Origin of the sequence: Bradyrhizobium sp. RDM12 (assembly GCF_051917485.1) — a bacterium.
Classification (GTDB): Bacteria; Pseudomonadota; Alphaproteobacteria; order Rhizobiales; family Xanthobacteraceae; genus Bradyrhizobium.
Window position 1 is genome coordinate 5,924,680 of sequence record NZ_CM133064.1, and the last position, 25,353, is coordinate 5,950,032.

Here is a 25,353-nt window from a genome sequence, read left to right on the forward strand (position 1 = left end):
GATCAAAAGACCCAAGGCAAAAATAGAACGCATCGCATTTACTCCGATTATCGCTTCGTCTTAGGTAATTCCGGCTACCGCACTCTCCCAATCAAGCGGCTTCACGATCGGTCACATCCGCGGAATAATGGGACGCGTGACACGGATTGCGCACTGCTTCTGCGGCTAGCTCTCGCCGCGCGCCGTGACGTGGGTCGCCGCCTGCCCGGCTCGCCTCGGTTTATGTATGCAAGTGAGGACTGTCGCAGCACAATTCCCCCCAGGTATGCAAACTATTCGCACCGGATATTGGAAACTTTCGTCCCGTGCTGCGATCAATGACAACCACTGCCGCGGGCTTCATCGAATAACGCTAGGGCAACCGTTTCAGCCAACACGAACAGGAACCCCTGATGTCCGACGCGAATCCGCTCCCTACTGAACCTGAACGCATTGTCGTGCCGCTGCTGAAGCAATTTCACTCGGGTAAGGTCAGCGCGATAATGGCCTTGTACGATGCAGAGGCCGTATTCATCGCGAGTGACGAGGGAACGATCGCTGATCACACCGAGGTCGCCGCCCGACTTGAGCGCGATCTCACCGTCGGTCTAACGCTGAAGGCCAAGGCGCGACAAGTGTTCGTTGCCGGCGATATCGCCCGGATCGTGCTGGACTGGTCAATTGATGCCACGGGTCCGGACGGCAAGCACGTGCACCTTGGGGGCTCGGCGACCGATGTCGTGCGCCGCTCCGGAGACGGACGATTGCGCTGCCTAACCGAGTCGAGGGGCACTAGTTCAAAAGGCGGCCTGAGATATGCGCGGAACGGCAGCTCTCACTGATGGAGCCGCTCTTGGGTTGGCCTGGACGAGGCCGGATACACGGCTCGATGGAAATGTGGCACCAGTGATCAACCAGGCTTATCGGGGCGGAACGCTCCGGCTCGCATTCGTATCCGCAGTAGTCTCGCTAGTGGTCTCGTTTGCAGCGGCGGCCGCTCCGATTCCTCTTTACAACATCTATCGGGCGGAGAACGGCTTCACTAATGTCGGCATCTCGATCGCCGTCGTCGCCTACGCCATCGGCACCATCACCGCACTATTGGGGCTGGGACGTCTGTCCAATCATCTGGGCCGCCGGCTCACTGCGATCATCAGCCTCAGCCTGATACTGCTGGGCTGTCTGCGGTTGCTGAATGTACACGAGATCGATGTCCTGCTGGTCGGTCGGCTGCTCGTGGGCCTCGGTACGGGCTTGGCGAGCAGCAGCCTGAGCTCCTACATCGTCGACGCCGCACCCAGCAGACCGGAATGGTTGGCGTCCGTCGCCTCCAGCCAGGGACCGATGCTCGGCCTTACTGTCGGCGCCATCGCTTCCGGCGCCTTGGTCCAGTTCGGTCCCTGGCCACGCGACCTCATCTACCTAGTTTGCATCGGGTTCCTATTATTGTCTGCCGTACTCATTGCCATCAGCCCCGAAACAGCAACTCCGACGCCAGGCGCTTGGCGATCACTATTACCCCGGGTCAGCGTACCCGCCCGCGTCAGGCATCTGCTCCCCGTTGCGGCGGCGGTGTTCCTCGCCACATGGGCAAGCGGGGGCTTCTACCAAGCATTCGTGCCCGCGCTAGTCGAAGATCAACTCCACACCCGCAGCCCGCTCATCCTCGGCCTGGTGTTCGCCGCCTATATGACGCTCAGCGTTCTCGGCGCTCCCATTGGCGGCCGGTTCACATCCGCGGTAGCCCAACGCGTTGGTATGATTACCTTTCTGGCCGGAATGATCGGCCTCTGCACGGCGGTCGCCGCCAGCACACTGGTTTTGTTCATCATCGCAACCATCGTCGCGGGAGCCGGCCAAGGAATCGCCACTAGCGCCGCCACCCGCGGCCTGCTGCATGGCAGCACGCCAGCCGAACGGGCGCCGATCTTCAGCGCGATCTACCTTATCTGCTACGGAGGTGCCGCCTTCCCGAGCCTCATCTCCGGCCAACTTTCGAACGCGTTCTCACTACCGCAGATCGCGCTCGGATACGGCGGACTAGCCGTCGTCGCAACCCTGTTCACTGTCCTCGGCGCACGCAATCCGCATACCGATACGACGGGAGACGGCACCTGCGACAGCTCGAACGCGACCGGTTCACCAATACAGGGAACGCTCTCATGAGAATGGTCGCCGGCTTTACCGCAGGACCGATGAAAATGCCGTGTAGGGGGATGGGCCACAATCGACCAGCAATTCCGCCGCGCCGGGTGTAGCGGCGGGCCGTAGCGCCGGGCGCAAGCGTAAGTTATCACCGGAACACATGCAGCAAAGAGACTAATAACCGAAGAGGACTTATCATGAAGGCGATCGTTGTGACGGATCAGGCTGCGGGAACGGCCGGGATGAAGCTGGTGCAGCAGCCCGAGCCGAATGCGGCGATAAACGACGTCATCGTTCAGGTTCATGCGTCGGGATTCACCTCGGGTGAGCTGACATGGCCTTCGACCTGGACCGATCGCCTCGACCGCGACCGGACGCCGACAATTCCCGGCCAGGAGCTGGCGGGTGTGGTCACCGCTCTCGGCTATGGCACGACCGGGCTGTCGGTGGGACAACGGGTGTTCGGTCTCTCGGACTCGTATCGCGGCGGCACCTTAGCGGAGTATGTGGCCGTCGAGGCACGCAATCTCGCGCCTCTTCCGGGCGACGTCGACTTCACGGTGGGTGCGGCCGTGGCGATGCCGGGCCTCACCGCGTGGCAGGGACTATTTGTGCACGGCCGCCTTCAGGCGGGGCAGAGCATTCTCGTGCATGGCGCGGCCGGCGCCGTCGGTTCGATGGTGGCGCAGCTCGCACGTGAGGCCGGCGGGTACGTCATCGGCACCGGACGCGCCGCCGACCGCCAGAAGGCGCTCGACTTCGGCGCGCAGGAGTTCGTGGACGTCGAGAACGACGTTCTCGAAGATATCGGCGGAGTCAATCTGGTTTTCGATGTCATCGGCGGCGACATCGCGCAGCGGTCCGCGGACCTGATTCGAGCCGGAGGAACGCTGGTAACCATCGCTGGGCCGATCGAGGCGCGGCCCGCCGACGGCCTGACGATCGATTTTGTTCTCGTGCCTGATCGCGGCCAACTGGGTGAGATCGTCCAGCGGGTGCGGGACGGACGATTGCGTACAAACATCGGCAACATCGCGAGCATCGACGATGCCGTCGCCGCTCTGAATCCGACTAAGCGGATCAGCGGGAAAACCATCATCCGAGTTCGTCCGTGAGGAAACAGAAAAGGCGAAGGGTTCCCCTCTTCCAACTGGATTGTCGGCGCCCTCCTCTTTGGCCCGCCTACGTCCACGCGCCGCGGCGCTACTGCGGACCGGGCGCTAGGAACGGTTCTCGAAGAATGAAGCGAGAATATCTATGATTGAAATAACCGCCGACATGGAGAGCATCATCAAGCAGGCGATACTGTCGTTCGTCGCGACAGTCAACGAGAACGGAACACCCAATCTTTCGCCGAAGGCGTCTTTGACCGTCACAGACGGCGTTCTCTACTTCGCCGATATCGCATCCCCCCGGACCATACTGAACTTGAAACGCAATCCCGCCGTCGAAATCAACGTGGTCGACATCTTCCAGAGGCGCGGCTATCGATTCAAGGGCCGTGCGTTGATACTGCCGCCTGACCATGACGAGTTTTTGATGATCGCCAACTCAGTTCGCGCGACGAATGGCCAGGAATATCCTGTTGATCACGTTGTTAAAATCGAAACAACTTCTATCACCCCATTACTGTCTCCAGCCCATGTCTTTGCCCATCCTCCTCGAACTCAGGACGAAATCAGGAATACCTACTATCAAAAGTACGGTGTGAAACCCCTCGGCACCTAGGTGCATCGCGAAAACGGAAACCGACCGACACCCAGCGCGAGAAAGCCCATGAAGATCCGAACCATCATCGCCGCCAACTGCGCCGCCCTCGCCTTCTTGATGGCCGGCCCCATGTACGCCCAAGATGCCGAAGCGCAAACCGTCACGCAGAACTTCGAGGCTGCAATTCCTAACATACCTGGCAAGTCGCTGATCGCCTTGGAAGTCGACTACGCGCCCAACGCAGCCTCCGCGCCCCACACCCACGCGAAGTCAGCTTTCATCTACGCCTATGTGATTTCGGGCGCGATTGAGTCGAAGGTGAACGATGGCGCGGTGCATGTCTATCGGGCAGGTGAGAGCTGGTCCGAATCGCCGGGTGTGACCCACTCGATCAGCCGCAACGCGAGCAAGACCGAGCCGGCGAAGCTGCTCGCTGTTTTCGTCGTCAACACCAATGACAAAGCGCTGACCATTCCCATCAAATAACGCTTAAGATGCACTCGGCAGTGGTAAGCATCGAGGCTCGCAGCGTGCAAGACCCGCTCCCGAAAGGGCAGGGCAGCCCCTGGGGCCCAGGAGCCGCGTGGGATGCGGCCGGGCCGACGCATGCAGCGCTGGTCCGTTGACCACGACTTCGAAGCCTCGCGCCGGTCGCAAGCAGAGCATAAACGCCCGGCGGCTGGGACAGCTGTTGCAACGGTAGTTAGTTGTGCGCTCGGGAGGACGCGCGCCTGCTCCGCATCGACGTTTCCGTCCGGTAGCGCGTTGGGAAAGCAGCACCGCGCGAGTGGCATTACCATCCGTCTAACGTGGAGTCTGCCGCAAGCCGCAAGCCTCCGGCGATCGCCCCCGCTTCATTGCCCCGCGCGAACGGTCGGTATGTCGCCGCGGCCGTGAGAAACACGATCAGTTTGCTTCCGCTAGCTTGCGCTGGGATGACGCGGCAACCCTCTAAGGTGTTGTTCGCGATGCGCTATTCGCGCGGCCCCACGCTCCGTTTTGGACTGAATGCGATCTCGTCGGCGCCATTGCCGCTGAAGGAAGCTGCCCACCAACTCATGTATGCCACTCGTATTCAGCGGTCGGCGGATCGAGCCAATGCTTTGGCCGCATCGTCGAGCGACGCCTTCTCTGCTCGCCGCTGGTAGTACTCGGCAAGCACCCTAAGCTGAAACGCAACCGCGTGGTCAGTCATCGTTTCGGCAGTGCGCAGCAACGTCTGCGCTGTCTTCAAACATTCCTTGCCTCGTCGTGAAATCTGATTCCTCATGGGCCCTCGCGCGGTCTTCGGGTGTTTGGTCTAAAGCGATTAGGAATCGGTTGTGGTCGCTTTTGCGGTGTGCCTTGAAGCGATCAATGCACTTCTTAGAGCAAAAAGGCGTTCGCCACGAATAGTGTCGGACGAGACACAGACTGCGCATCGCCTGCCCTTGCCACACCCACGACGTTCGAAGCGGAAGGCATTGTTTTCTCCTTTGGCTGCGCGCAGGTCGGATGCTCTAAAGCTAAGAGCATTGTCAGCAGCCGCTCAATTGAGCGCAGGTTGAACTCGGGACATCCAAACAGGGCGTCACGATGATACCAAGGCTTAGGGGCCTCAGACGAGACGGGCAATGAGCCGGCTTGAAATGCTCCACGACGACGGCGCGCTCGCAGTCGCGCACTAAAAAGTGCGCCTCGCCCTGCTCGAGACGACCTGCCGCAGGAGCTATCCGGCCAGCGTACGGGTCGCGACCGACGCATGGCGTTAGGCGTTTGCGACGATACGGGACATTCAGTCATCGCGAAGCGCTCTTCCGCGAAGTCCTACACCGGCCGATCCGCAGTACAGTACTTGCTCTACGACGGCTGATCGCCGACAGGCCTGATGCAGGCGCGCACAGGCGCTCTTAGGTGACGATATCTCGCGCCTATCGAATGCATATCCAAATGGAATTTCCAATTTCGCGCGTTGTCGCAAAGATCCCTGTCTATCACCGAGGCAGGCGACAATTACATTGCGCGGCCGTACGACCTTTGAACCCGATCCAAGAAAGGATGTTCCCCATGGAACGCGTAGGAAAAACTGGCGCGCTTATCGCGGTGCTCGTACTTACGGGAGCAACCGCGACTCCCAGCTACGCACAGGACGCCGAGCACGGCAAGGTTATCTTCAAAACCTGCGCAGCGTGCCATGCAACGGATCATGGCAACCGCGTCGGGCCGGGACTGGAAGGAATCATTGGCAGAAAGGCAGGTACGGTTCCCGGCTTCGACTACAGTGACGCTATCAAGAGTTCCGGCATTGTTTGGGAGGCAAAGATCCTCGATGCGTATTTGGAATCGCCACAGAAGGTTGTTCCCGGAAACAGGATGCCCTACGCAGGGCTGAAGGACTCGACGGATCGGGCGGACCTGGTCGCCTATCTTGCGACGTTGAAGTAGCGGCTCGTTGAGCAAAACGTCAGCAATGCGCCTGCGCCGGACAGTGAACGCATCTCGGCCCCTCGCGGAGGGGATTGAATGCCTGACTTGAGCGACACAGACAACTTTCAGGAACCCTCAGGCGCGTCGAAACAGACTGTGGACGTTTCAGCGTCTTCTCCGCAATCGGAGTTCGATTTCGATTTGTTCGTGATTGGTGGTGGGTCAGGAGGCATCCGCGCGGCGCGCGTCGCCTCGGGACATGGCGCGAGAGTAATGCTCGCGGAGGAGTACCGGCTGGGAGGAACGTGTGTCATCCGCGGCTGCGTACCGAAGAAGCTGTTCGTGTACGCGAGCCGTTTCAGCGACACGTTCGACGAGGCCGCGGAATTCGGCTGGCGCTTGTCGGTCCCGCATTTCGACTGGCCCTCGTTGGTCGCCGCTAAGGACCGCGAGATTACACGCCTGGAAGCACTCTACGGCATTGGTCAAGAAAATGCGGGCGTCGAGGTGGTGAGGTCTCGCGCCGTACTCGAGGACGCGCATACGGTGCGCCTCGTCAAAACCGGCCGTTGCGTACGGGCACGCACCATCCTGATAGCAACAGGCGCACGACCCGAATTGCCTCTCTTCGAGGGCATCGAGCTTGGCATCACCTCGGATGCCGTTTTCGACTTGAAGACATTCCCGAGGAAGCTTGTGATCGGCGGGGCCGGCTACATCGCAATGGAGTTCGCTGGTCTTTTTGCCGCGTTAGGCAGCGACGTCACTGTCGTCTGCCGCGGAAGCAATGTCTTGCGCGGCTTTGACGAGGACGTGCGCCGGGCAGTCGCCGGGTCCTACACGAACCGTGGCATTAAGCTGATGTTTAGCGACAGCATCCACCGCCTCGAACGGCGGAACAGGGACGTCTGCGACGGCGACCATGCAGGAAGGATCGACGTTACGACTGAACAGGGCGGAAGGCTGATGGCCGACCAGGTGCTGCTCGCCTTTGGCCGGACGCCGAACACGACCTCGCTCGGGCTCGATCGCGCCGGGGTCAAGACTGGGGCAGACGGCGCTATCATTGTCGACGCAAGCTCCCGCACAAATATCCCGAGCATCTACGCTCTGGGTGACGTGTCGAACCAATTCAACCTGACGCCCGTCGCGATCCGCGAGGGCCACGCGTTCGCCGACAGTCTGTTCGGCAAGAAAGCGTGGCAGGTCGACTACTCCAATGTGCCGACAGCGGTCTTCTCAAGTCCGGAGATCGGCTCGGTTGGCCTGACGGAGCTGGAAGCGAGGGCGCAGTACCCTGCCGTCGATGTCTACAAGGTTCGGTTCCGGCCGCTGAAGGCCGCTGTGACGGCCGATTGCGAGACCGCGCTTTTGAAGGTCATTGTGGATTGCACAACAGACCGGATCCTCGGGATCCATATCTTCGCCGAAGAGGCCAGCGAGATGATCCAGGTGCTCGCCATAGCCATCGGCAGCGGAGCCACCATGAAAGACTTCGTGTCGGTTATGGCCGTGCATCCGACGATCGGTGAGGAGATCGTCGCAATGCAAACTCCGACGGTGCGGTACGACCGGCGCGACGCCTCAACACCGCTCGTCCCAAGCGCCGCCGTTTGACGCGACCGGCGCGATTCGGAAGGCCCGCTCGGAAAGCCGCGGACCTTCTCAGTCGTCTAGACTAGATGCTCCACGCCCCAGCCGGCCAGAATGAAATCGATGAGGCTACTCCACCCATGCGCCATCCATTCCATGCTCGCTGACGCAACGTTGGCGTCGCCGAACCATCACGCTCGGCTCGCGCTATGCGAGCCGCATTGCTGTTCGTCGGCTGATTCCGCAGGCGTTCAAGGCGTGCGGTACTGGTCTCCCCAAGGTCACGTACATGAAGCATCGTTCCACGCCCGCGAAGCCGCCGCGATCGGTCACTGATCGGTGTCCGCGGCGCGCGACCTCTGATAGCTCTGATAGTCATCCTTTTCCAACAGCGTCAGCTGGTTGATCGATCCGTGTCCCTCGCTCGAGGTACGACGTGCCAGCGCATCTCCTAGACTTAGGTATGCTCTTCTCAACCGAAGTACCATATGGATCAGCCTTCTGTGCAATGTTGTGGGCAATCTCTTTGTGACTACCCTTGGGATACTTCGCCGATTTCTCGAACCGCAAGACGACAGCAAGAGCTCACCCATGAGAACAATAGATGACACCGCATTGTCAGGTTTTTGCCCGGAAGACGGCTGAGTTAGCCTCCGACGCCGTCCGCGTGCTACACAATCTGATCATGGACGTGCGCGACTGTTACCTGCCCGGGCTGCACTACATGCGGGGCCCCGGCCTTAAATGCCGCACCAAGCATCAGACCTGGCTACTTGATTCTGACGCCGCACCGCCGCCGGGCCAGCACGAGCTCACGCCGGTGTACATACGCCCCTGTGACGCAGCTAACCCGGCGCGATAGCCCGGCCAAGGTTCCGACATGTTGGTCATCGGAGGTTTCCTGTTTGCCGTTTCGCTCTCGATCACTCTGGCGAAAACGTCGAAGGCCGAATCCTCTGAATGCGCCGGCAGCTGTGATGTAGCGCCTGCTCGCACTTGTTGGGCGGCAACCCCAGGCTGGATGCTGCACGGCCTTGCCGCCGTTTGCATCGCATTGCTCGGCCCGGCGGCCACGCTGGGTGGTTCGGCACGCGCCGGCGTCGCCCTAGAATTACGCAAATTGCCGATGAAGTTTAGCTGGATCTCTTGCCAGCCGAATTGCCAAGGTTGGGTCAGTGCGGTCGGCATCGTGACGGCCGATACTCCGAGGGATTTCGATGAATTCGCGCGAGGTCGACAGCTTGGCGGCGCGACTATCGTGTTGGATTCCAGCGGCGGTTCGGTCAATGAAGCGATCGCGCTCGGGCGGCGCTGGCGCGATCTCGGGGCGCTGACGACAGTCGGCGTCAGCGTTCAGACCAACACTGCGCAGAGCGCTCCTTCCGACATGGCACCAGTGGCCTATTGCGAATCGATGTGCGTGTTCCTGCTGCTCTCCGGCGAGACGCGTTACGTGCCCGAGACTGCCCATGTTCGGGTGCATCAGATCTGGATCGGTGACCGCGCCAATGATGCCAAAGCCGCGACCTACAGCGCGGACGACCTGACGATCGTGGAACGCGATATCGGTCGTCTCGCGAAATACACTTTCGACATGGGTGGTGCGGGTGATTTGTTGTCGCTGTCGCTGAACGTGCCCCCCTGGGAAGATCTGCATGAACTGTCCCAGGAAGAGTTGCGGATGACCGGGCTGGTAACGACGCGTATGCTTGATCAGCCGCGCGACAAAGCCGCGGTGGTCGAGCTGAGGCCTAGGCCGGTGCGGGGGCGCTTCGTAACCAGCGCGGTTGCGACCGAGACAACTCCAGAGCCGGCAATATCGACAAAATCCGCTGAAGCTAAGCGGCCCGCTGGCAACGTGAACGCGGTGGTCCCGCTCGGGCTAGAGTAGCGGCTCTCCGCGGAACCTATGCGAACGGCAAAATCACCGCCGGATTTCCGAAAGAGTCTTGGTCGTGTCAACGCGGATCCCTAGATCTCGGCACTTACCCTCATCATCAACGGGTCTCCCCCGATTACTCTCGACCAACGTTTCCGACGCGCCGTGCCCATGACCCGGTGGATTAAGCGGGTGCACATGTCCATTTGCGCCACCGCTGCAGTCTTCCCCAATTCGCCGGACCGTGGGCATCCGCTGCAACTTTCGAGTCCTGCTCAGGGTTATGACGTTATCGCCGCCGATACGCTCAGCCGCCCTAGCGAGCTTTGTCGGGAGGCGCCAGCCTCGACCAAGCGGCTCGCTAGCTACCGGACCAATCGACAACTTTCCGGCTAACATCCTGCTCTGCTGGTGGTTCGCACCTGCGGGGAGCACGGCGGCATTCGGAATGAAGAGGCCGCCAGCTGAGGTGGCCTTGCGGGGGCTATTCAGACGCGGTCGTCTCCGCGATCTGTCGCGGCTCGCTAATGCCTGTTGAGCCGCTCACGTCCGGTCGTTTCGCGCCTGCCTTCAAGAGAACCATCGGTGTGGCTCACACAAACTATCCCTCCGATTTGAAGAGCGAGGGAGCCAAGCGGGAGATCCTTGCAAGCGAGGTTCCGCTAGCCGGATAGCAGGTTTCGCGGATCAAGATTACTCACCGCGTCGGCTGCAGCCCGGGCTCTTGGCGCAGGCCGATGCATAATTGGCGCGTTTCTTACGTGGGCCTTGATCATATCCCGTGCAAAGGCCAAACTGATATCTTATCCGCCGCCGTGAGCCTCCACGATCGCTCGCGCCCCGTCATACGTCGCGTGCGGGGTCCATCCTATTGGGGTCCCAGCAGAACCTGGATGCACGACATCGGCTTCGCCCCCGCCGCTTCCATCCGTCGCATCGATAGATCGTGACTTACCGGAGTGAGCCCGCCGAAAGCATCGGCGACGACGTGCACCTTCTAGCCCTCCGCGAGCGGAGAGCACCGGAAAAGTCACGCATCCTTCCGTCAACAGCCCAGATGTTAGGTTGCGGCGGTGGATCGCGACCACTCGCGGCGTGAATCGCAGGGATCAGGGGAGCGCCTAAACTCTGGTGGCGGACGTGGACGCTGCGATCCGCAAGCCGAAACGGGTGGCAGTGCGCGCTAGAGGGATCACGTTGTTCAGCCGCATTTGGCGATCGATCGATCCCACGCCGAAAGCAAGTCCGGCTTGCTGATCGACGTCAATGTGCAATCCTTCGGCTCGATCAGGATGATGGGTTATCGCAGTTTGTGGTTATGTCATGTCTCGTTAACTCCGGACATCGGGGAGTAATCAGACTGGCTTTGCTTCTGCCCCGACAGCATGGCGCTAAAGGTGATTTCGATGAGCTGCTCAGGAAACGCCAGTCTCGCCACACCTATCAGGTTGCTGGCGCACTGAGGTCGGGAAGTGCCGTAGGCCTCCTTGCGCACCCTCCCCGCGGCGGCGAATGCGGCGTCGACATCAAGGACATACAGCGTCTCCTCGACGACATTGTCAAGCGTCGCCCCGAAGCGCGCCAAAAGCTTGGCGGCATTGGCGTAAGTCGCCCGCATCTGCTGTTCCATCATCGAGAACTCGGCCGGCTTGCCGGATTCATCGAGAAAAGCAGGCGCGATCAGGTTGCCCTTCTCGTCGCGGCTGAGCTGACCGGAAACATGGATCGTGTCACCAACCTTGATCGCCTGTGCGTATCCGTAGGCATCTTCCCACGGCACACCGAAATACACGGCCTCCTTACAGTTCACTGCGTCGGCGTTTATTTCGTTGCGTTGCATATCGAGCCTCCTGGCTTCTCAATTTCGTCTCGGTGGCGGCACTGAAACTTTCGTTACGACAATGCTCTGGAGAATGACCTTGCAACGCCAGCGAGGCAAATTGCCTCTCGTCATAGATTCGATAGACCATCGTTAGTGCCGCCGCGCCCCGTGATGTAGTAGCGGGGAACGCCACCAGCCGCGCGAGAGATTTCCCATCGCCGCCTGCACTGAAAACGGAGGCCGAGCCAAAGCAGACGAAAATGCGTGGAGCGAAGTCGACGAGCTTGTCGATGCGTGCATCGTTCCAGCTGAGCAGATGCCACGTGGCCGGTCGCGACGCTTTTATTCGAAGCTTTCGCGGAGAATGTCGCTGCTTTCAGGAGCGGATATTCGTCAGAGCGACCTGGGCCCAAAAGGCGAGCTAACTCGTCGGATCAGCTCAGATCGAGTGGCGCGTCGGGCGACTTGCTCTGCCCACCGCACCAGACGTGAGGGTGCAAAAAACAGCTCGATCGTGGTGCACGCCAAATCCAGCATAGGAGAGGCGTGATGGTCAAGGACGGCGGCGTGTTGGCACCCGCTGTCTGGATTAATCCGAGGTCGGCAACGGGACTCTCTGCATGTGCGTCAGTTGGTAGTCCTCCTCAGGGGATCATGCGGCACGGCGGCAATAACGATCGTCTATCGTATCTATGGCGAGAGGTGATTTCCTTCGCCGGCGTTGCAAGGGCATCCTGCAAAGCATCGTCGGGCGCACTTCGGGGCAACGCTGGACAACGTCGTCGAGGGGACGGAGAGTCGGATGATGTCATACAGCGCTAAGGCCATTCCGCTTCGGACAGCCGCTCCAGATGACCCCGCTCTGGCGCGGGTGTTAGCCGCTTACGTAGCGTCGGCGACAATCTGGCTCGTATTGACCACGGCCGTGGGACTTTTAGTCAGCTTCAAATTCGCCTATCCGGATTTTGCGACCACGCCGGCGCTGTCGTTCGGACGCCTGCGCGCGATCCACACCAACGGAACATTTTATGCTTGGGCGAGCCAGGCGCTGATCGGACTTGCGCTGTTCGTCGCAGCGCGCAGTTCGGGCGCGCGGCTCTACAGCGAACGCCTCGCATGGATCAGCCTTGCGCTGCTTAATCTCGCCGCGGTGCTCGGCACGGTTACACTCGATTTCGGTTTCAACTACGGCCAGGAGTATCGCGAATGGCTGTGGTGGATTCGCGTAATCCTCGGACTTGGTTTGATCACCGCGGTCTGGAATATGATCGCCACGGTCGAGCACCGGGATGCCGAGGATATCTATATTTCTAACTGGTATACTATCGGTGGCACGCTGTGGACGATTGTCATGGTCGTGGTGTCGCTGCTGCCGTGGTACCAGTTCGGACTGGGTCAGGTCGCGGTACAGGCCTTCTTCATGCATAACGCCGTCGGACTATGGTTCACGCCCCTATCGCTCGGTGTGTCCTACTATGCGCTGCCGAAGCTCCTGAACCGTCCGATCTATTCCTATTCTCTTGGCGTCTTTGCGTTCTGGACCAATCTCATCTTCTATCCCATCGTCGGCGCGCATCATTTTGAATTCAGTCCATTACCGTGGTGGCTGCAGACTACGGCCATCGTCTTCAGCGTGGCCATGCTGGTTCCGGTGCTGAGCGGCACTGCGAACTTTCTTCTCACCTTCCGGGGGACTCACGAATGGGTATATCGCTCGCCCGCGGTGTTCATTCTAGTCGGCGTGTACGGCTATCTACTGGGCTCGACGCAAGGCACATTCGAGGCATTCCGCTCGCTGCAGCAGCTATGGCATCTGACCAATTACACCGTTGGGCACTCGCACCTGACGATGTATGGCTTCGTCACCTTCGCGATCTGGGGCGGAATCTATGCACTCTTGCCGCGCGCCACCGGCAAGTATCCCTACAACCTGGCCATGGGCATCCATTTCTGGCTGTCTGCGGTCGGTGTTGTCATCTACGTTGCGGCGCTGTCGGCCGCCGGCACCATTCAGGGGCTCGACTGGTTTCGAGGACTCACCTTCATCCAGTCGGTCGAAGATGCCGCGCCATACTGGTTGTGGCGCTCCGTCGGCGGCTCGCTCATGTTCGCCGGCCATCTCGTCTTCGCTTTCAACGTCTGGACAATGACCTACGGTAGGTCCTACGCGGAGCTTGCCGCAGCCAAGACGGTGCCGGTATGAATAAGTCATTGGCGATTTCTGGCGGTTCAACGCTGATCTACACCGGATTGGCGATTCTTATGGGCGTGCTGCCGGGTATCTGGCTATCGAAGGTACCTCCGACGCCTGGCCTTAAGCCACTGACCCAGCTCGAGGCGCGAGGGAGGGATGTCTATGTCTCCGAAGGCTGCTTTTATTGCCATACCCAGCAAGTACGTCCGCTCTCCGGAGATAAACCCTTTGGCCGTCCGTCAGCGCCGGGCGATTATGCTTACCAGACCACCGAATTGCTAGGTTCCGAACGCAACGGTCCTGACCTGAGCAATATCGGCGCGCGGCAATCGAGCAGCATATGGCAGTACATCCATCTCTATCAACCGCGCGCAGTGGTGCCGCAATCGATCATGCCGGCCTTCCCCTGGCTGTTCAGGGTTGTTGACAAATTACCTCCCGATGAAAAAGCGGTGCCATTGCCGCCCCAGTTCGCGCCAGGCCGTACCGTCATCCCCAACGCGGACGGCAAGGCGTTGGTGGCCTATCTGCAGTCACTGAAGCAGCCCGCGCTCGTTCCGACGAAGCCCGGGCCCGCGCCTTTGGATCGTTCGAGCGGGTCCTTAGGGTTTGATGCTACGAAGGGTGCAGCATTGTTCGCCGATAACTGCGCATCCTGCCACGGCGCGGAAGGCAAGGGTGTGCCGGGAACGTTTCCGCCGCTCGCCGGAGATCCGGTGGTTAATGCCGCCAATCCCACGGCACACATTGGCGCTGTGCTGCACGGACTTAGCGGAAACGTGATCAACGGCCAAAAATATGAAGCGCCGATGCCGGCGTTCGCGGATCAATTGTCGGATCAGCAGATCGCCGATATCATCGACCACGAGCGCTCCTCGTGGGGCAATCGTGGTGCCTTGATCAGCGCGGCTGATGTGGTCGCGGCGCGCGCCAATGAACCACTGCAGAAGCAGGCAACGCCGCCGGAACAGGCGTCCTCAGTAGCGCTCCCGGCACCGACGTTCGATGCCGCGGAAGGATCGAAGCTGTTCGCCGACAACTGCGCCGCCTGTCACGGTGCCGAGGGCAAAGGCGTGCCTGGCACATTTCCACCACTTGCGGGCGATCAGGTCGTTAATGCCACTGACCCTGCCGAACACATCACCACCATGCTGCGCGGCCTTAGTGGCAAGGCGATCAACGACCAGAAGTACGTAGTAGAGATGCCGCCGTTCGCTGACAAACTCTCTGATCAGCAGATCGCCGATATCATCAATCACGAGCGCACGTCATGGGGCAACCACGGGACGTTAGTGACGCCCGCCCACATCACGAAGCTCCGGGCGAAAAAATAGGAGGCGACGATGACCGATACGATTACTGCTTGGATCCTCTCGGCGCTCGGCTATCTGTGCACTGCGCCTAGGATCGCTGATGGCGCTAGCGATCATAGTCTTGCCGGACCACTACTCGGCAATGTGCTGGTGGCGGGCGGGGCTGGGCTCGTGACCCTCAGCTGCATCGCGGCCGCGCTGTGGATGCTCATCGACCCCGGCGAACGGGACCCTAATCATCCAAAGTATCGCGTCCTGGACGCCGACCGTTAAAGGAATGCAACACGTGCCCGATCCACGCATCCGCATCTACCTAGACGACACGCCAGATCCGGTCACCGATCAGCGGCCGCCGACCGAGATAGCGCTCGACACCAAGAGCCTTGCCGACGGCGAACACGGCCTGCGCATTGAAGCCCAAGACGCCACCGGCAAGGTCGGGATCCGACGCCTTCGATTCCAAGTCCGCAATGGCCCCGGGATCACGGTCACCGGGCTTGGTGATGGCGCCGTCGTTCACGGTACTGTACGCTTCATGGTCAACGCGTTTGGGTCGGAAGAGCCGTTCGAGCCGCACCGGGCGGAATCGCCCTCGCCCATGCCGGTATGGGTGTGGGTGCTGTGCCTACTGGTCGTTGCTTGGACAGCCTGGTATGTCGCAACCCTTTGGCACGTTCCGGCGGATTACGCGAAAACACCAACCTATTCTTCGTCAATGAATCCTTTCAAATAGTGCGCCCCGAGATCAAACGAGCTCAAAGATAAGCTGCGGCTGCTCATCCATTCCGGATAACCCAAGTCAAGGCGAATATGGGTTCATGATCTACTGCGTCGAGGCGAAGGGACGCGATCTAATCGAGGAACCTCGCTCTTGAGGACGCAGGCTTATCGTTCCGCTATGAACACACTTGATGGCAGCTCACGTGCGGCGCTTGAGCTCGCCGTCTTGGACTTGAGAAGATGTCTGGACGCACTCGCATCCGAACTTGCGCGACTCCATTCTTGTCGGACCACCCCCTTCTCGACTTGGGTGCTTTAGAAGCTGCGAGCTATCGGCTGCTTCTCCATATTCGGGCGAGTGTCGATTGATGTGAAATACCGTGCGAGGGACGATGCCCATGCAAGACTACCACACACCAGAGTCACGCTGTGCGGGTAAATGAGCAGGCGCCGATTTCATAGCTACTTTGGCAGCCCTAGAAATGGGCGAACTGCCCAGAAAGCAAGAGGTTTGAGTGGACATTCGACTCGGTACCAGGCGAAGTGATTTGGCCATCTGGCAAGCCAGGCACGTCGCCGATCTTATCCGTCGCGTCGAGCCCGCCGCCGAGATACGCTTGGTCTTCGTCAGTTCGGTTGGCGATAAAGATCGAAGGTCGGACTTTCAGCGGCTTGGGGGCATCGGAGCGTTCACGAAGGAGAGCGAAGACACGCTTCTGCGCAACGAAGTTGACCTGGTCGTTCATTCCCTAAAGGATCTTCCAACTAAATTACAGCCCGGCCTGGTATTGGCGGCTGTTCCAAAACGAGAGGATCCTCGCGACGCGATTTGTGGCGTTACAGTAGATCAGCTACGACCGGGGCTGCGCGTCGGCACTGGGTCAATTCGCCGCAAAGCCCAACTTCTCGCTCTGTGCAGTGGTCTGAATATTCGCCCCATCCGTGGGAACGTTTCTCCAAGACTGTGTAAGGCAAAGAACCGAGACGGAATAGACGCTACTCTATTAGCAGCGGCCGGGTTGTCCCGACTAGGATTGCTACATGAAGCCTCACAGATTTTAGACGCTCATGTTTTCCCGTATGCAGTCGGTCAGGGTGCTCTCGCGGCCGAAGCTCGCGAAGAGGATACGGAACTCATAGCGCTGCTTCAAAAGATTGAAGACCGGCAATCGCGCTCCGAAGTGGATGCAGAGCGCGCATTGATGAGAAGTCTGGATGCCGGTTGCAGCCTGCCCGTCGGGGTCTCTGCCACATGGCTCGCCGGGACATTAACACTTCGAGGACAGGTGACTCATCCGGATGGCCAAAGGAAGATTGCCGATGAAAGTGTGGGTCTGGCCGATCAAGCCGATGCAATAGGCAGAAGTCTCGGGCATAAACTTCTTCAGCAGGGTGCCGAGGAGATATTGCAGGCTGCGGTCCGTACAGTGGAGAAACAAAGGCCGATCTGACTTCGCCAGTTGGCATCACGAATTGTGCTCTTGACGCCAGTACAGCTCAGGCGTTCGGCCTTCTTAAGCAGTTTGGGTCGATTACTGTCGCGCCGATTGCGGAGGAAGGTCCGGCTGGCGTTCTCCATCAACGATCTGCACCCTACGTCGCGCGCGGCAGGGCAGTTCCCGCAGCAGCATCGCGGCCCGCGACACCCGGCGCGCCGGTTCGGTCCTCGACCGCGAAAGAGTCCGTCAACGTTCAATCCCTTCATCGGTCATCGCCAACTCGACCGCTCACCGCCATCCTGCCATTATAAAACTCCTCGTTTAGTCAATCCCAACGAGGAATCCACAAGCAAACGTCCCGCTCTCCCGCTCCTTCACTGCCAAGTTCATGGAATAGGTCGTCTAGCTCCCAGGAAAGGCACCGGTCGTTCGCCGTTGCGGGAGCGAGAGGCCGCGACCGGCCAAGCCGGGCTCCCTGATGTGGCGAAGCATCAGACGGATCAGCGCTGCGTCGCTGCGTCAAGCGGGCGGCGGGCGATGGCGCGCTGGCGCCGCTGGACGAACGCCCCCGACCGGGCGAGCAGCCGGTGATCACGCGGGCGGCCAAGGGCTGGCCGGTGTCTCTGGCGTGCGACAAGGCAAACGAGCATGGAACCGGAGCTAGCTCGACACACGACCGGCAGGCCGCTTCCAGTTTACCTTCACGCCCAAGCACGGCTCCTCGCTCAACCTTATCGAGGGCTTCTTCTCGAAGTTCGCTCGCTCCGTCCTGCGTCACACGCGGGTTACATCGAAGTATGAACTCGAAAAGCGCATCATGGCCGGAATCGACGACGTCAATCGCCCATCCCGTCGTCCATACCCGGTCCTACAAACTCGCCGACGCCGTCCGATATGATTCGAACCAAGAAAACGCTGACCTAGTCCCCTTCGAATCTTTCGGTGAAGATCTCGCAACCGCGCAAGACGACGTCGCAGCGGAAGCGGCGCTCGATCACCAGGAGCTCTAAGATCCGCCCTGAAAGCGGCAGATCGCTCTCGCGGCGCCGATATCAGGTCTGGGCACCTGGAGAAACCGTTCCGCATCATGGACACAGACCAACGCTTCCGCATGCCCGGACCGCAATAACGGCCGTTGTTACCTTCGTATTACGCCTCTTTACAACACCCAGGCGGCACCAGGCTGGAGCTGTGGAGCACTTGCTGCATGACGTTGAGTCTGACGCAATCAAAGCGGCAGACTCTCCAAACTGCATCAAAAGTGAGTCATGGCCAATGTGCAGTCGAATGACACGCGAGCAACCTGACTCAACTCAATGTCGAAAAAGTGTTCGACCCCATTCTGCGCCTTGAACGTCAGACGCGCCCCTGCTTCAAGATTAACAAAGTTGGCGAGACGAGCATCCGCTGGAAACTCGTCGTCCCGTCGCCGAGATTCTGGCTACCGTTGGCGACAGGTGAACGGCGCCGATACCCGCGGTCCTGTTCGGCCGCGACAGCTTTCTGCAGAGGAGGACCGGATGAGTTCGCCGCTCATTTGCTCATTTTCGGAGACCCTTGTTTTCTCCTTCTCTATCGACCGCAATTTGTTGCGATGAATGTGGCCCCAACGACCGTTCCCAACCGTTGCACGCCAAAGTCATTCGCGACGGTGGCTTTGGCGCGTGTTGTCGATGGCGCCTACATGCGATGGATATTGCAGCTCGGCCCTCGCGGTTCCGAGACCTGTCGGTTGGAGGGATGAAGCTGTAACAGTCGGGCAGATATAGGCTGCCAGCAGCAATCTCGAATCAACCGTTTTACAGACGCACGACGCCGAGCACATACAGGCCGATCAGTAACGTGAGACTGCTAACAGTAATCGTGAGGTAGATTTGACGCATTGCGACCTCCCGGAAAACGACGCCATTCAGTGTTTGTGAATCCAGAGAGCCCCTCCTTAGGGGGTCGCTGCCATCCGACCTATCCATAATCATGGGACAGTTCACTGATCGGAAGCGAGCCGAGAAAAGGCCGACGGGCGCTACGCCGCCGACCTCTTCTTGCAACTGCCGGCTCGCGGGTCCGGTTCCGCTGCGTCTCGCGGCACTGAGCCGCTGGACTCACTGCTATCTCAGAACGATTACTTAGGCCATGGCACGCTTGTATCGCGTTATCGTGCTGAGGGAGGATCGCATTCCACAATCGGAATGGTCTGATCATACGTTGGTCTATTTCTAGCCCGCCATGAGCAGTATCGGCAGTAAAACCTCAGGACTTTCCGTTTGATGGGGTATCAGATAAATCGGAGGTTTCTCCAATCAAATGCTATGCGCGTCCACCCTAGATGCCGTGCTCGGCCACAGGAGTCCGTGCGCTTTCCTACAAGCGCAAACGGCGACCGATGGATGTTACGGCTGACCACTTGTCCTCTTCGCGTCGGGCTTCGTCATCGTTAAGGCGCTCAGCCACGTCGGCAGCGACAGCAGCGTCATGGGTGTCCGCTGTTGGCCCGCTGCAGGATGTTCAATTCACGCTGCCTGATTTGACAGTGAGGGCAGCGTGAATTCGAAAGTCGCGCCGTGAGGTTGGGCGGCGGTGGCCCACAGTCGTCCCCCATGCGCTTCAATGATCGTGCGGCAAATCGACAAACCCATTCCCAAGCCGCCGGGCTTTGTGGTGTTGAAGGCGTCAAAGATACGCTCGAGACCCTCTGAACTGAGACCTGGACCCGAATCCCGCACCACGACGAGCACGCCGGAGGGTTCCCCGGTATGAGTGGTGATCACCAATTCTCGCGCCCCCTCGCTGACCGCGCTCAACGCTTCGATGGCGTTGATGATCAGGTTCATGATCACTTGCTGCAGCTGAACCCGATCTCCTTGAATGAGCGGCAAGTCGTCCGCGAGCTGCGACTTGACCGAAATGCCGTTCTTCACGATCTCGCCACGGGTCAGGGTGATGACCTCGAGAATTGCTTCGTTGATGTCCACGTCTTCTTTTCGTAGAGGTGCTTTTTTGAAAAGCGCTCGTATCCGGCCGACAACCTCGCTGACGCGTTTGCCGTTTGCAAAGATCCGGTTGAGAGCCTCCCGAGCTTTCTCCAGATCTGCTGGTTCTTTGCTCAGCCAGTGCAACGCCGCAGAGGCATTGTTGAGCGTCGCCCCGATCGGCTGGTTGACTTCATGGGCAATCGAAGCCGAGAGCTGCCCCAGTGTCGCAACTCGATCTGCGTGCACGAGCTCCATCTGCACCTCGCTGTAGCGCCGCTCGCTTTCGCGAATTTCCGCCTCCGCTCGCTTGCGCTCGGTTAAGTCCACCAGGAAGGCCACGCCCTGGTCGGACCGCCCGCCGAACGTCGCTGCCCCGACCAGCACCGGCACGCGGCCGCCGCTTTTCCGGAAGTACTCCTTCTCGTAGGGTAGCGCCGTTCCGGTCGCCTCGAGCTCCGCCATTCGTCGGTCGTCGGCATCGCGCCATTCGGTGGGCGTCAGATCCCGCCAGCGCAGTCGACCGGAGACAACATCGTCGCGGGCATATCCGGTGATGCGGAGAAACGCTTCGTTAGCATCGATGATCCGGCCGTCAACATCCCAGAAGAGGATGCCGATGATGTTGGAATCCACTAGCCGTCGGATCCTGGCCTCCCGCTCAGCTAGGTCGCGGTACAGGCTGGCGTTCTCTATTGAGATAGCGGCCTGGCAAGCGAGCAGCGTGAGGACTACCATTCGAGCAGGAGTAAACGCGGCAGTCGTAAGGTTATTCTCCAAGTACAGCATCCCGATCAACCTAGTCTGCTTCAGTATCGGCAGGCAGAGCATTGACCGTGAGCGGTGGTCGCGAATATAGCCATCCGCTGAAAACGAGTTCTCACTGGACGCATCGTGCAGGAGAACGCTTTCTTTGTCCGAAGGACGTAGTGAAACACAGAACTCGGTAGATCCGCGGCCGTCACGCGTGCCTGTTTCAGGACCACGTTCACGTTGTCACTGCCGGTTGTGGCCTCTGCTTCAATTTGATATTCGTCGCCTCGCGGAAGAATCAAGAGACCTCGATTGGCGCCCGCGTGTTCGATTGCCGAACTCATGAGCGTTTTGATTAACTTCTCGAAAACGATCTCGCCTGATAGTGCTTCCGAGACTCTGATTACGGTAGCCAAATCAAGCTGCTCGATGGGTGTCACTATCGTCGCCGTGGAATCCGGGATCGACTTGTCCACTTTGAGGTGCGGATAAAGCTCCTCGAGTTGGCGAACTTTTCCGTCGGCTCCCCAGCGCAAGTAGCAGTCCCGGGCGTTTCGCAGATACAGGTGCGCGATTTGCTCGAAGCCGCAGGCGGTGTAAAAGCGCGCCGCCAACTCATTGGCGAGCGCCTCGTTGTGGACAAAGCCGTTTGCCTGTGCCGAAAGGATGGCTTGTTCGTAAAGGTTCATGGCATCGAACGCGCGGCCATCAATCCGGGCAATCTCCGCACCAACCAACGCAGCGCGGTTCTCGCAGTTTTCAGGGCAGTTCGTTGCGAAGCTCCGAAGCTGCTGGTGATGGATGCTCAGAGCCTCCAGACGATGGTCCCTATCGGACGTTTCGAAGTGGGATGAGGCTGCTTGGCAAAGTGCGCTGTAGAAGTGAAAATCTGCAGTCTCGAGCGGCGACGGGAATATCTGCAGGAGGCGCTCCGCGTTCCGTGAGGCCTCGAGGGCGCTGGTATAATCGGCTGCGAAGAAACGTGCCTGCAGTTTGCGAATCCAGTACCGACCTTCGGGGTGCGCCAGCTCTGGGCTGCTACAGAAGTAACGTTCCGTGCGGTTCTCCTCAAACTGCTCATCGTCGAAGCAACCGAACTTCGTCGTTGAACCACGGAGCGTCTTGATGAGAGCAAGCTGCGGGCTGATCCAGTCATTTACTGAATCAAAGCGCATTTTTTGCGCAAATTCGAGACCACGCTCGGCTTCGCGTTGTACCTCAACAAGCGGTTCACCTGCTGCAAGCAGATTCCCGATCAGCGCAACGCAAGCGTACCCCGCAAAGACGAGATCACCATTCTTGTTTGCGATCTCAAATGCACTGCGCAATAGTTCGCGTCCCGCCCGAACATGTTTCATACTGGGGACAAAATTAGCGCCAAAATGCAAATAGATCCTGGGCTGAAAGCGCATCAGCTGAAGTCGTTCAACCAGTTGATAACCGATCTCGGCAAAACGAAATGCACTCTTATGGTTGCCAAACCGGAAACCTGCGACCAAGCCTAACCCAATGTAGGCCAAGCACGAACCATCGGTGTTTCCTCGATCCAAGCTGAGCTCTAGGGTGCGACATATGATAAGGGACCAGAGGTTTTTGTCCGTGAAAAATGCAGGTGTTCCGATCTTCATCAAGACGTCGATAGTTGCCAGAGACACCGGATCGTCCATCAAAGGCAACTCGGTCAGCTCCTCGGTCGTGCGGCCCTCAAGCTGCGAGCACATTCGTTCATATTCAGTTCGCGCGTCGTCTTCCGTTGGGTGTAGAGACCACTTGACCTCTAGGTGCCGAAGGTAATCCAAACCGATCGCAACGGCGTGCTCGTTCTGGCCGAGTGTGATGTAAAGGTCCGCACGCAAACAAGCGACCTTAGCGCGCTCAAGCGTGTTGGTAGCGCGATCTGGAAGCGCAGCGAGTCGCTGCTCTGCATTCTTAAGATCTCCAATCAAGAACTCGCATTCTGCTCGGTGCAGCTCCACCTCAAAGATTAACGCGTGCGTCCGCTTCCACGAACCTTCCGACAGAAGAGCGGCAGCGGCGACTAGATAGCTCAGAGCCGACGCATACACCGCGGACGCCTTGGCGCGCTTGCCGGCGACCAGATTGAGCTCAGCGATTTGCTCGCGTTCTTCGCGAGAAGCAATCAGATCGGAGCCACGGTTAAATTGGGCCGCAATCTCAAAGATCGCCTTTTCCTGTTTGTCTGCTGGAAGGTGCGCTTTAAGGAGTCGTCCTATTCTGAGGTGTGTTGCGGCGCGCTCCTTCACAGGAATCAACGAATAAGCGGCTTCCCGAATGCGATCATGCGTGAACTTGTACAAGGTACTCGAACGTATAAGCAATTCGGCTCGCCGTGCTTCCCACAAATCCGCGTGGAGCTTTTCCTCGGAGCTCTCGTGAACCATTGAAAGGAGCGCTGTTTGGGCACTGTTGCCAAAGCATGCAAGCTGCTGCAGTACCTTCTGTGTCTCGCTTGGTAAGCGCCTCACTCTCTCGACCATCAGATCCACGACGTTTTCAGTGCACCCTTCAGCCTCGATGCGGGTCAGGTCCCACCGCCATCGCATGTCCGCATAGTCGAAGGTGAGCAGACCTTGGTCGGCCAGAGTGTAGATGAACTGAATAGCAAAAAGCGGATTGCCGCCGGTCTTCTTAAGCACCAGTTCCGCGAGTGGCAAAGCGCGGTCCGGCTCGCAGCGAAGAGCATCGGCAATCAGTTGCCCGATGTGTTCGCCGGCGAGTGGTGCAAGATCGATTTCCGCTATCTTACCGCCGGAATTCTTCATTGCATCGAGCTTGTGCCTCAGCGGATGCGCTGCATCGACCTCGTCGTCGCGGTAAGCGCCGATCAGCATCAAGTGGTGTACGTCCGAGCGCGTCAGGAGATCCTCAACTAGGTCAAAGGTCGCCGCGTCAAGCCACTGCAAGTCGTCCAGGAACAGGACGAGCGGATGCTCGGCCTGGGCAAAAATGCCAATAAATCGTCGAAACAACAGTTGGAAGCGCTTTTGCGATTCCTGCGTTGGAAGATCAGCGACGGGCTCTTGATCGCCGACCACGTGCTTTAGCTCGGGGACCAGCTGAACCATGAGGCTCCCGTCGGGACCTAAAGCCTCGAGAAGGGCCACGCGCCAACGACCAAGCTCTGCGTCGCTCTTGCCGAGAAGATGTCGCACGAGTCCCTGAAAGGCCTGTGCGAGTGTCGAATAGGGAATGTCGCGCTTGTGCTGATCGAACTTGCCGGACACGAAGAGTCCACGTGCTGGGACGAGAGTCTTATGCAGCTCGTTGACAATCGAGGATTTGCCGATCCCCGAACATCCTGAGACCAGCACCAACTGTGGCACACCAGTCTTGATGATGCGATCGAAGCAGGAAAGCAACGTCGCGATCTCACGATCTCGTCCGTACATCTTTTCGGGGATCAGCAGCTGGTTCGGCGTGTCCAGCAGGCCGAGCGGAAAGTCATCGATGCGGCGGCGCGCTTCCCATTCCGCCAGGCAGCGTCGCAGATCGCGCTCGACACCGCCGGCGGTCTGGTAACGATCCTCGGGAGTCTTGGCGAGCAGCTTCATAATGATCGCCGAGACGGGCGCTGGGACACTCTCTAGCCGTTCCCCTGGCGGCACTGGTTTTCTGGCAATATGGCAGTGCACCCATTCCATCGGATCAGCCGCCGTGAAGGGCAGAACGCCCGTGAGCATCTGGTACAGCGTGACGCCGAGGGCGTAGAGATCGCTGCGGGCGTCGATCGAGCGGTTCATCCGCCCGGTTTGTTCGGGTGCCATGTAGGCAAGCGTACCTGCGATGGTCTCGGGCGGCTCGGGCGCCTGCCGCTCGCGGGACAGGCGCGATGCGATGCCAAACCCAGTGAGCCGCACGTGTTCGTCCGCGCAGTCCACCACAACATTAGCTGGCTTGATGTCTTTGTGGATGAGCCCGCGCTGATGAAGCTTGTCTAGAGCAGAGATAACAGCGATAGCAAGGCGCAAGAAGCGTCCGACCTCCATGGGCCCACCGAGCAAACGATCGAGCGGCTGCCCGCCACCGACATCGTCGAGCACCAGTACGGTCCGACCGGCGTCGCGCATGAGGGCGAGCGGCCGCGCCGCCCATGCCCCGTCGAGTTCATCTTTCAGCTCGTATTCGTGCGTGAGGCGATCGAGTCTCGCTCGGGCCGGGTGGTCGGCGGCAGGCGCAACGAGTAGCACGGCGAGCCGGTTGCCATTGTCGTCCAGTCGCCAGCCGCGACTGAACACGCGCTCGCCGTCCTCCCACAACACCTGAGAGCCGCCGTCCGAGTACGTGACGTTCAGCGACTGCTGCACCATCCGTCAAACTCCGCCGTGGAGGCTTCGGCTTGAAGTCGGCTGATTAAGCCCTTCATGCGCCACGCGCGCGGCCTCTCCAGCCTGTTGACCTTGCGTCGACCAG

General features: G+C 59.5%; 15 protein-coding genes and 2 pseudogenes. 14 read left to right on the plus strand and 3 right to left on the minus strand.

Annotation, left to right across the window (positions count from 1 at the left end; translation table 11 throughout):
• Positions 1-392: 392 nt before the first annotated feature.
• The 5 genes from ACTGJ9_RS29155 (at position 393) to ACTGJ9_RS29175 (ending at position 4,320) form a co-directional block, all read left to right on the plus strand.
• The gene (locus ACTGJ9_RS29155; protein ID WP_456673879.1) at positions 393-821 is read left to right on the plus strand and encodes a YybH family protein; all 429 of its coding nucleotides are present in this window, start codon (positions 393-395) and stop codon (positions 819-821) included.
• A gap of 64 nt (positions 822-885) precedes the next feature.
• Positions 886-2,145, plus strand: a complete 1,260-nt coding sequence (locus ACTGJ9_RS29160; protein WP_456673880.1) for an MFS transporter — start codon at positions 886-888, stop codon at positions 2,143-2,145.
• Between the two features lie 176 nt (positions 2,146-2,321).
• Positions 2,322-3,239, plus strand: coding sequence for an NADP-dependent oxidoreductase (locus tag ACTGJ9_RS29165; protein WP_456673881.1), 918 nt, complete (start codon positions 2,322-2,324; stop codon positions 3,237-3,239).
• A 142-nt stretch (positions 3,240-3,381) separates the two neighbouring features.
• On the plus strand, positions 3,382-3,852 hold the full coding sequence (locus ACTGJ9_RS29170; RefSeq protein WP_456673882.1) for a pyridoxamine 5'-phosphate oxidase family protein: 471 nt from the start codon (positions 3,382-3,384) through the stop codon (positions 3,850-3,852).
• Between the two features lie 48 nt (positions 3,853-3,900).
• Entirely contained in the window at positions 3,901-4,320 is a 420-nt protein-coding gene (locus ACTGJ9_RS29175) for a cupin domain-containing protein (RefSeq protein ID WP_456673883.1), read from the plus strand.
• A gap of 589 nt (positions 4,321-4,909) precedes the next feature.
• Here ACTGJ9_RS29175 and ACTGJ9_RS29180 read toward each other — a convergent pair.
• Positions 4,910-5,104 (minus strand): hypothetical protein, encoded by a 195-nt coding sequence (locus tag ACTGJ9_RS29180; protein ID WP_456673884.1) that lies wholly within the window; start codon positions 5,102-5,104, stop codon positions 4,910-4,912.
• 776 nt (positions 5,105-5,880) lie between these two features.
• On the opposite strand from ACTGJ9_RS29180, the gene ACTGJ9_RS29185 reads away from it, so the two are divergent.
• The 3 genes from ACTGJ9_RS29185 (at position 5,881) to ACTGJ9_RS29195 (ending at position 9,724) form a co-directional block, all read left to right on the plus strand.
• Entirely contained in the window at positions 5,881-6,258 is a 378-nt protein-coding gene (locus ACTGJ9_RS29185) for a c-type cytochrome (protein WP_456673885.1), read from the plus strand.
• Between the two features lie 138 nt (positions 6,259-6,396).
• Positions 6,397-7,857 (plus strand): glutathione-disulfide reductase, encoded by a 1,461-nt coding sequence (gene gorA, locus ACTGJ9_RS29190; protein ID WP_456678665.1) that lies wholly within the window; start codon positions 6,397-6,399, stop codon positions 7,855-7,857.
• A gap of 997 nt (positions 7,858-8,854) precedes the next feature.
• Positions 8,855-9,724 carry a hypothetical protein gene (locus tag ACTGJ9_RS29195; RefSeq protein ID WP_456678666.1) on the plus strand — a complete coding sequence of 290 codons (870 nt, stop codon included), beginning with the start codon at positions 8,855-8,857 and terminating at the stop codon, positions 9,722-9,724.
• 1,309 nt (positions 9,725-11,033) lie between these two features.
• Here the strand turns inward: ACTGJ9_RS29195 and ACTGJ9_RS29200 are convergent.
• A complete protein-coding gene (locus tag ACTGJ9_RS29200) occupies positions 11,034-11,552 on the minus strand; it encodes a Rid family hydrolase (RefSeq protein WP_456673886.1) in 519 nt (172 codons plus the stop codon).
• Between the two features lie 784 nt (positions 11,553-12,336).
• Here ACTGJ9_RS29200 and ACTGJ9_RS29205 point away from each other — a divergent pair.
• The 6 genes and pseudogenes from ACTGJ9_RS29205 to ACTGJ9_RS29230 form a co-directional block, all read left to right on the plus strand.
• Positions 12,337-13,737 (plus strand): cbb3-type cytochrome c oxidase subunit I, encoded by a 1,401-nt coding sequence (locus ACTGJ9_RS29205; RefSeq protein ID WP_456673887.1) that lies wholly within the window; start codon positions 12,337-12,339, stop codon positions 13,735-13,737.
• On the plus strand, positions 13,734-15,062 hold the full coding sequence (locus ACTGJ9_RS29210; protein WP_456673888.1) for a c-type cytochrome: 1,329 nt from the start codon (positions 13,734-13,736) through the stop codon (positions 15,060-15,062). The genes ACTGJ9_RS29205 and ACTGJ9_RS29210 overlap by 4 nt, the downstream gene beginning before the upstream one ends.
• Before the next feature lie 9 nt (positions 15,063-15,071).
• Complete coding sequence (locus tag ACTGJ9_RS29215) at positions 15,072-15,314, plus strand: hypothetical protein (RefSeq protein ID WP_456673889.1); 243 nt, start codon at positions 15,072-15,074, stop codon at positions 15,312-15,314.
• Between the two features lie 4 nt (positions 15,315-15,318).
• Positions 15,319-15,774, plus strand: coding sequence for a cytochrome C (locus ACTGJ9_RS29220; protein WP_456673890.1), 456 nt, complete (start codon positions 15,319-15,321; stop codon positions 15,772-15,774).
• A 535-nt stretch (positions 15,775-16,309) separates the two neighbouring features.
• The gene (hemC, locus tag ACTGJ9_RS29225) at positions 16,310-17,212 is read left to right on the plus strand and encodes a hydroxymethylbilane synthase (protein ID WP_456673891.1); all 903 of its coding nucleotides are present in this window, start codon (positions 16,310-16,312) and stop codon (positions 17,210-17,212) included.
• Between the two features lie 652 nt (positions 17,213-17,864).
• A pseudogene (locus tag ACTGJ9_RS29230) lies at positions 17,865-18,098 on the plus strand (hypothetical protein); the annotation flags it as partial.
• 1,612 nt (positions 18,099-19,710) lie between these two features.
• Here ACTGJ9_RS29230 and ACTGJ9_RS29235 read toward each other — a convergent pair.
• Positions 19,711-25,250 (minus strand): annotated as a pseudogene (locus ACTGJ9_RS29235) (ATP-binding sensor histidine kinase).
• Between the last annotated feature and the right edge of the window lie 103 nt (positions 25,251-25,353).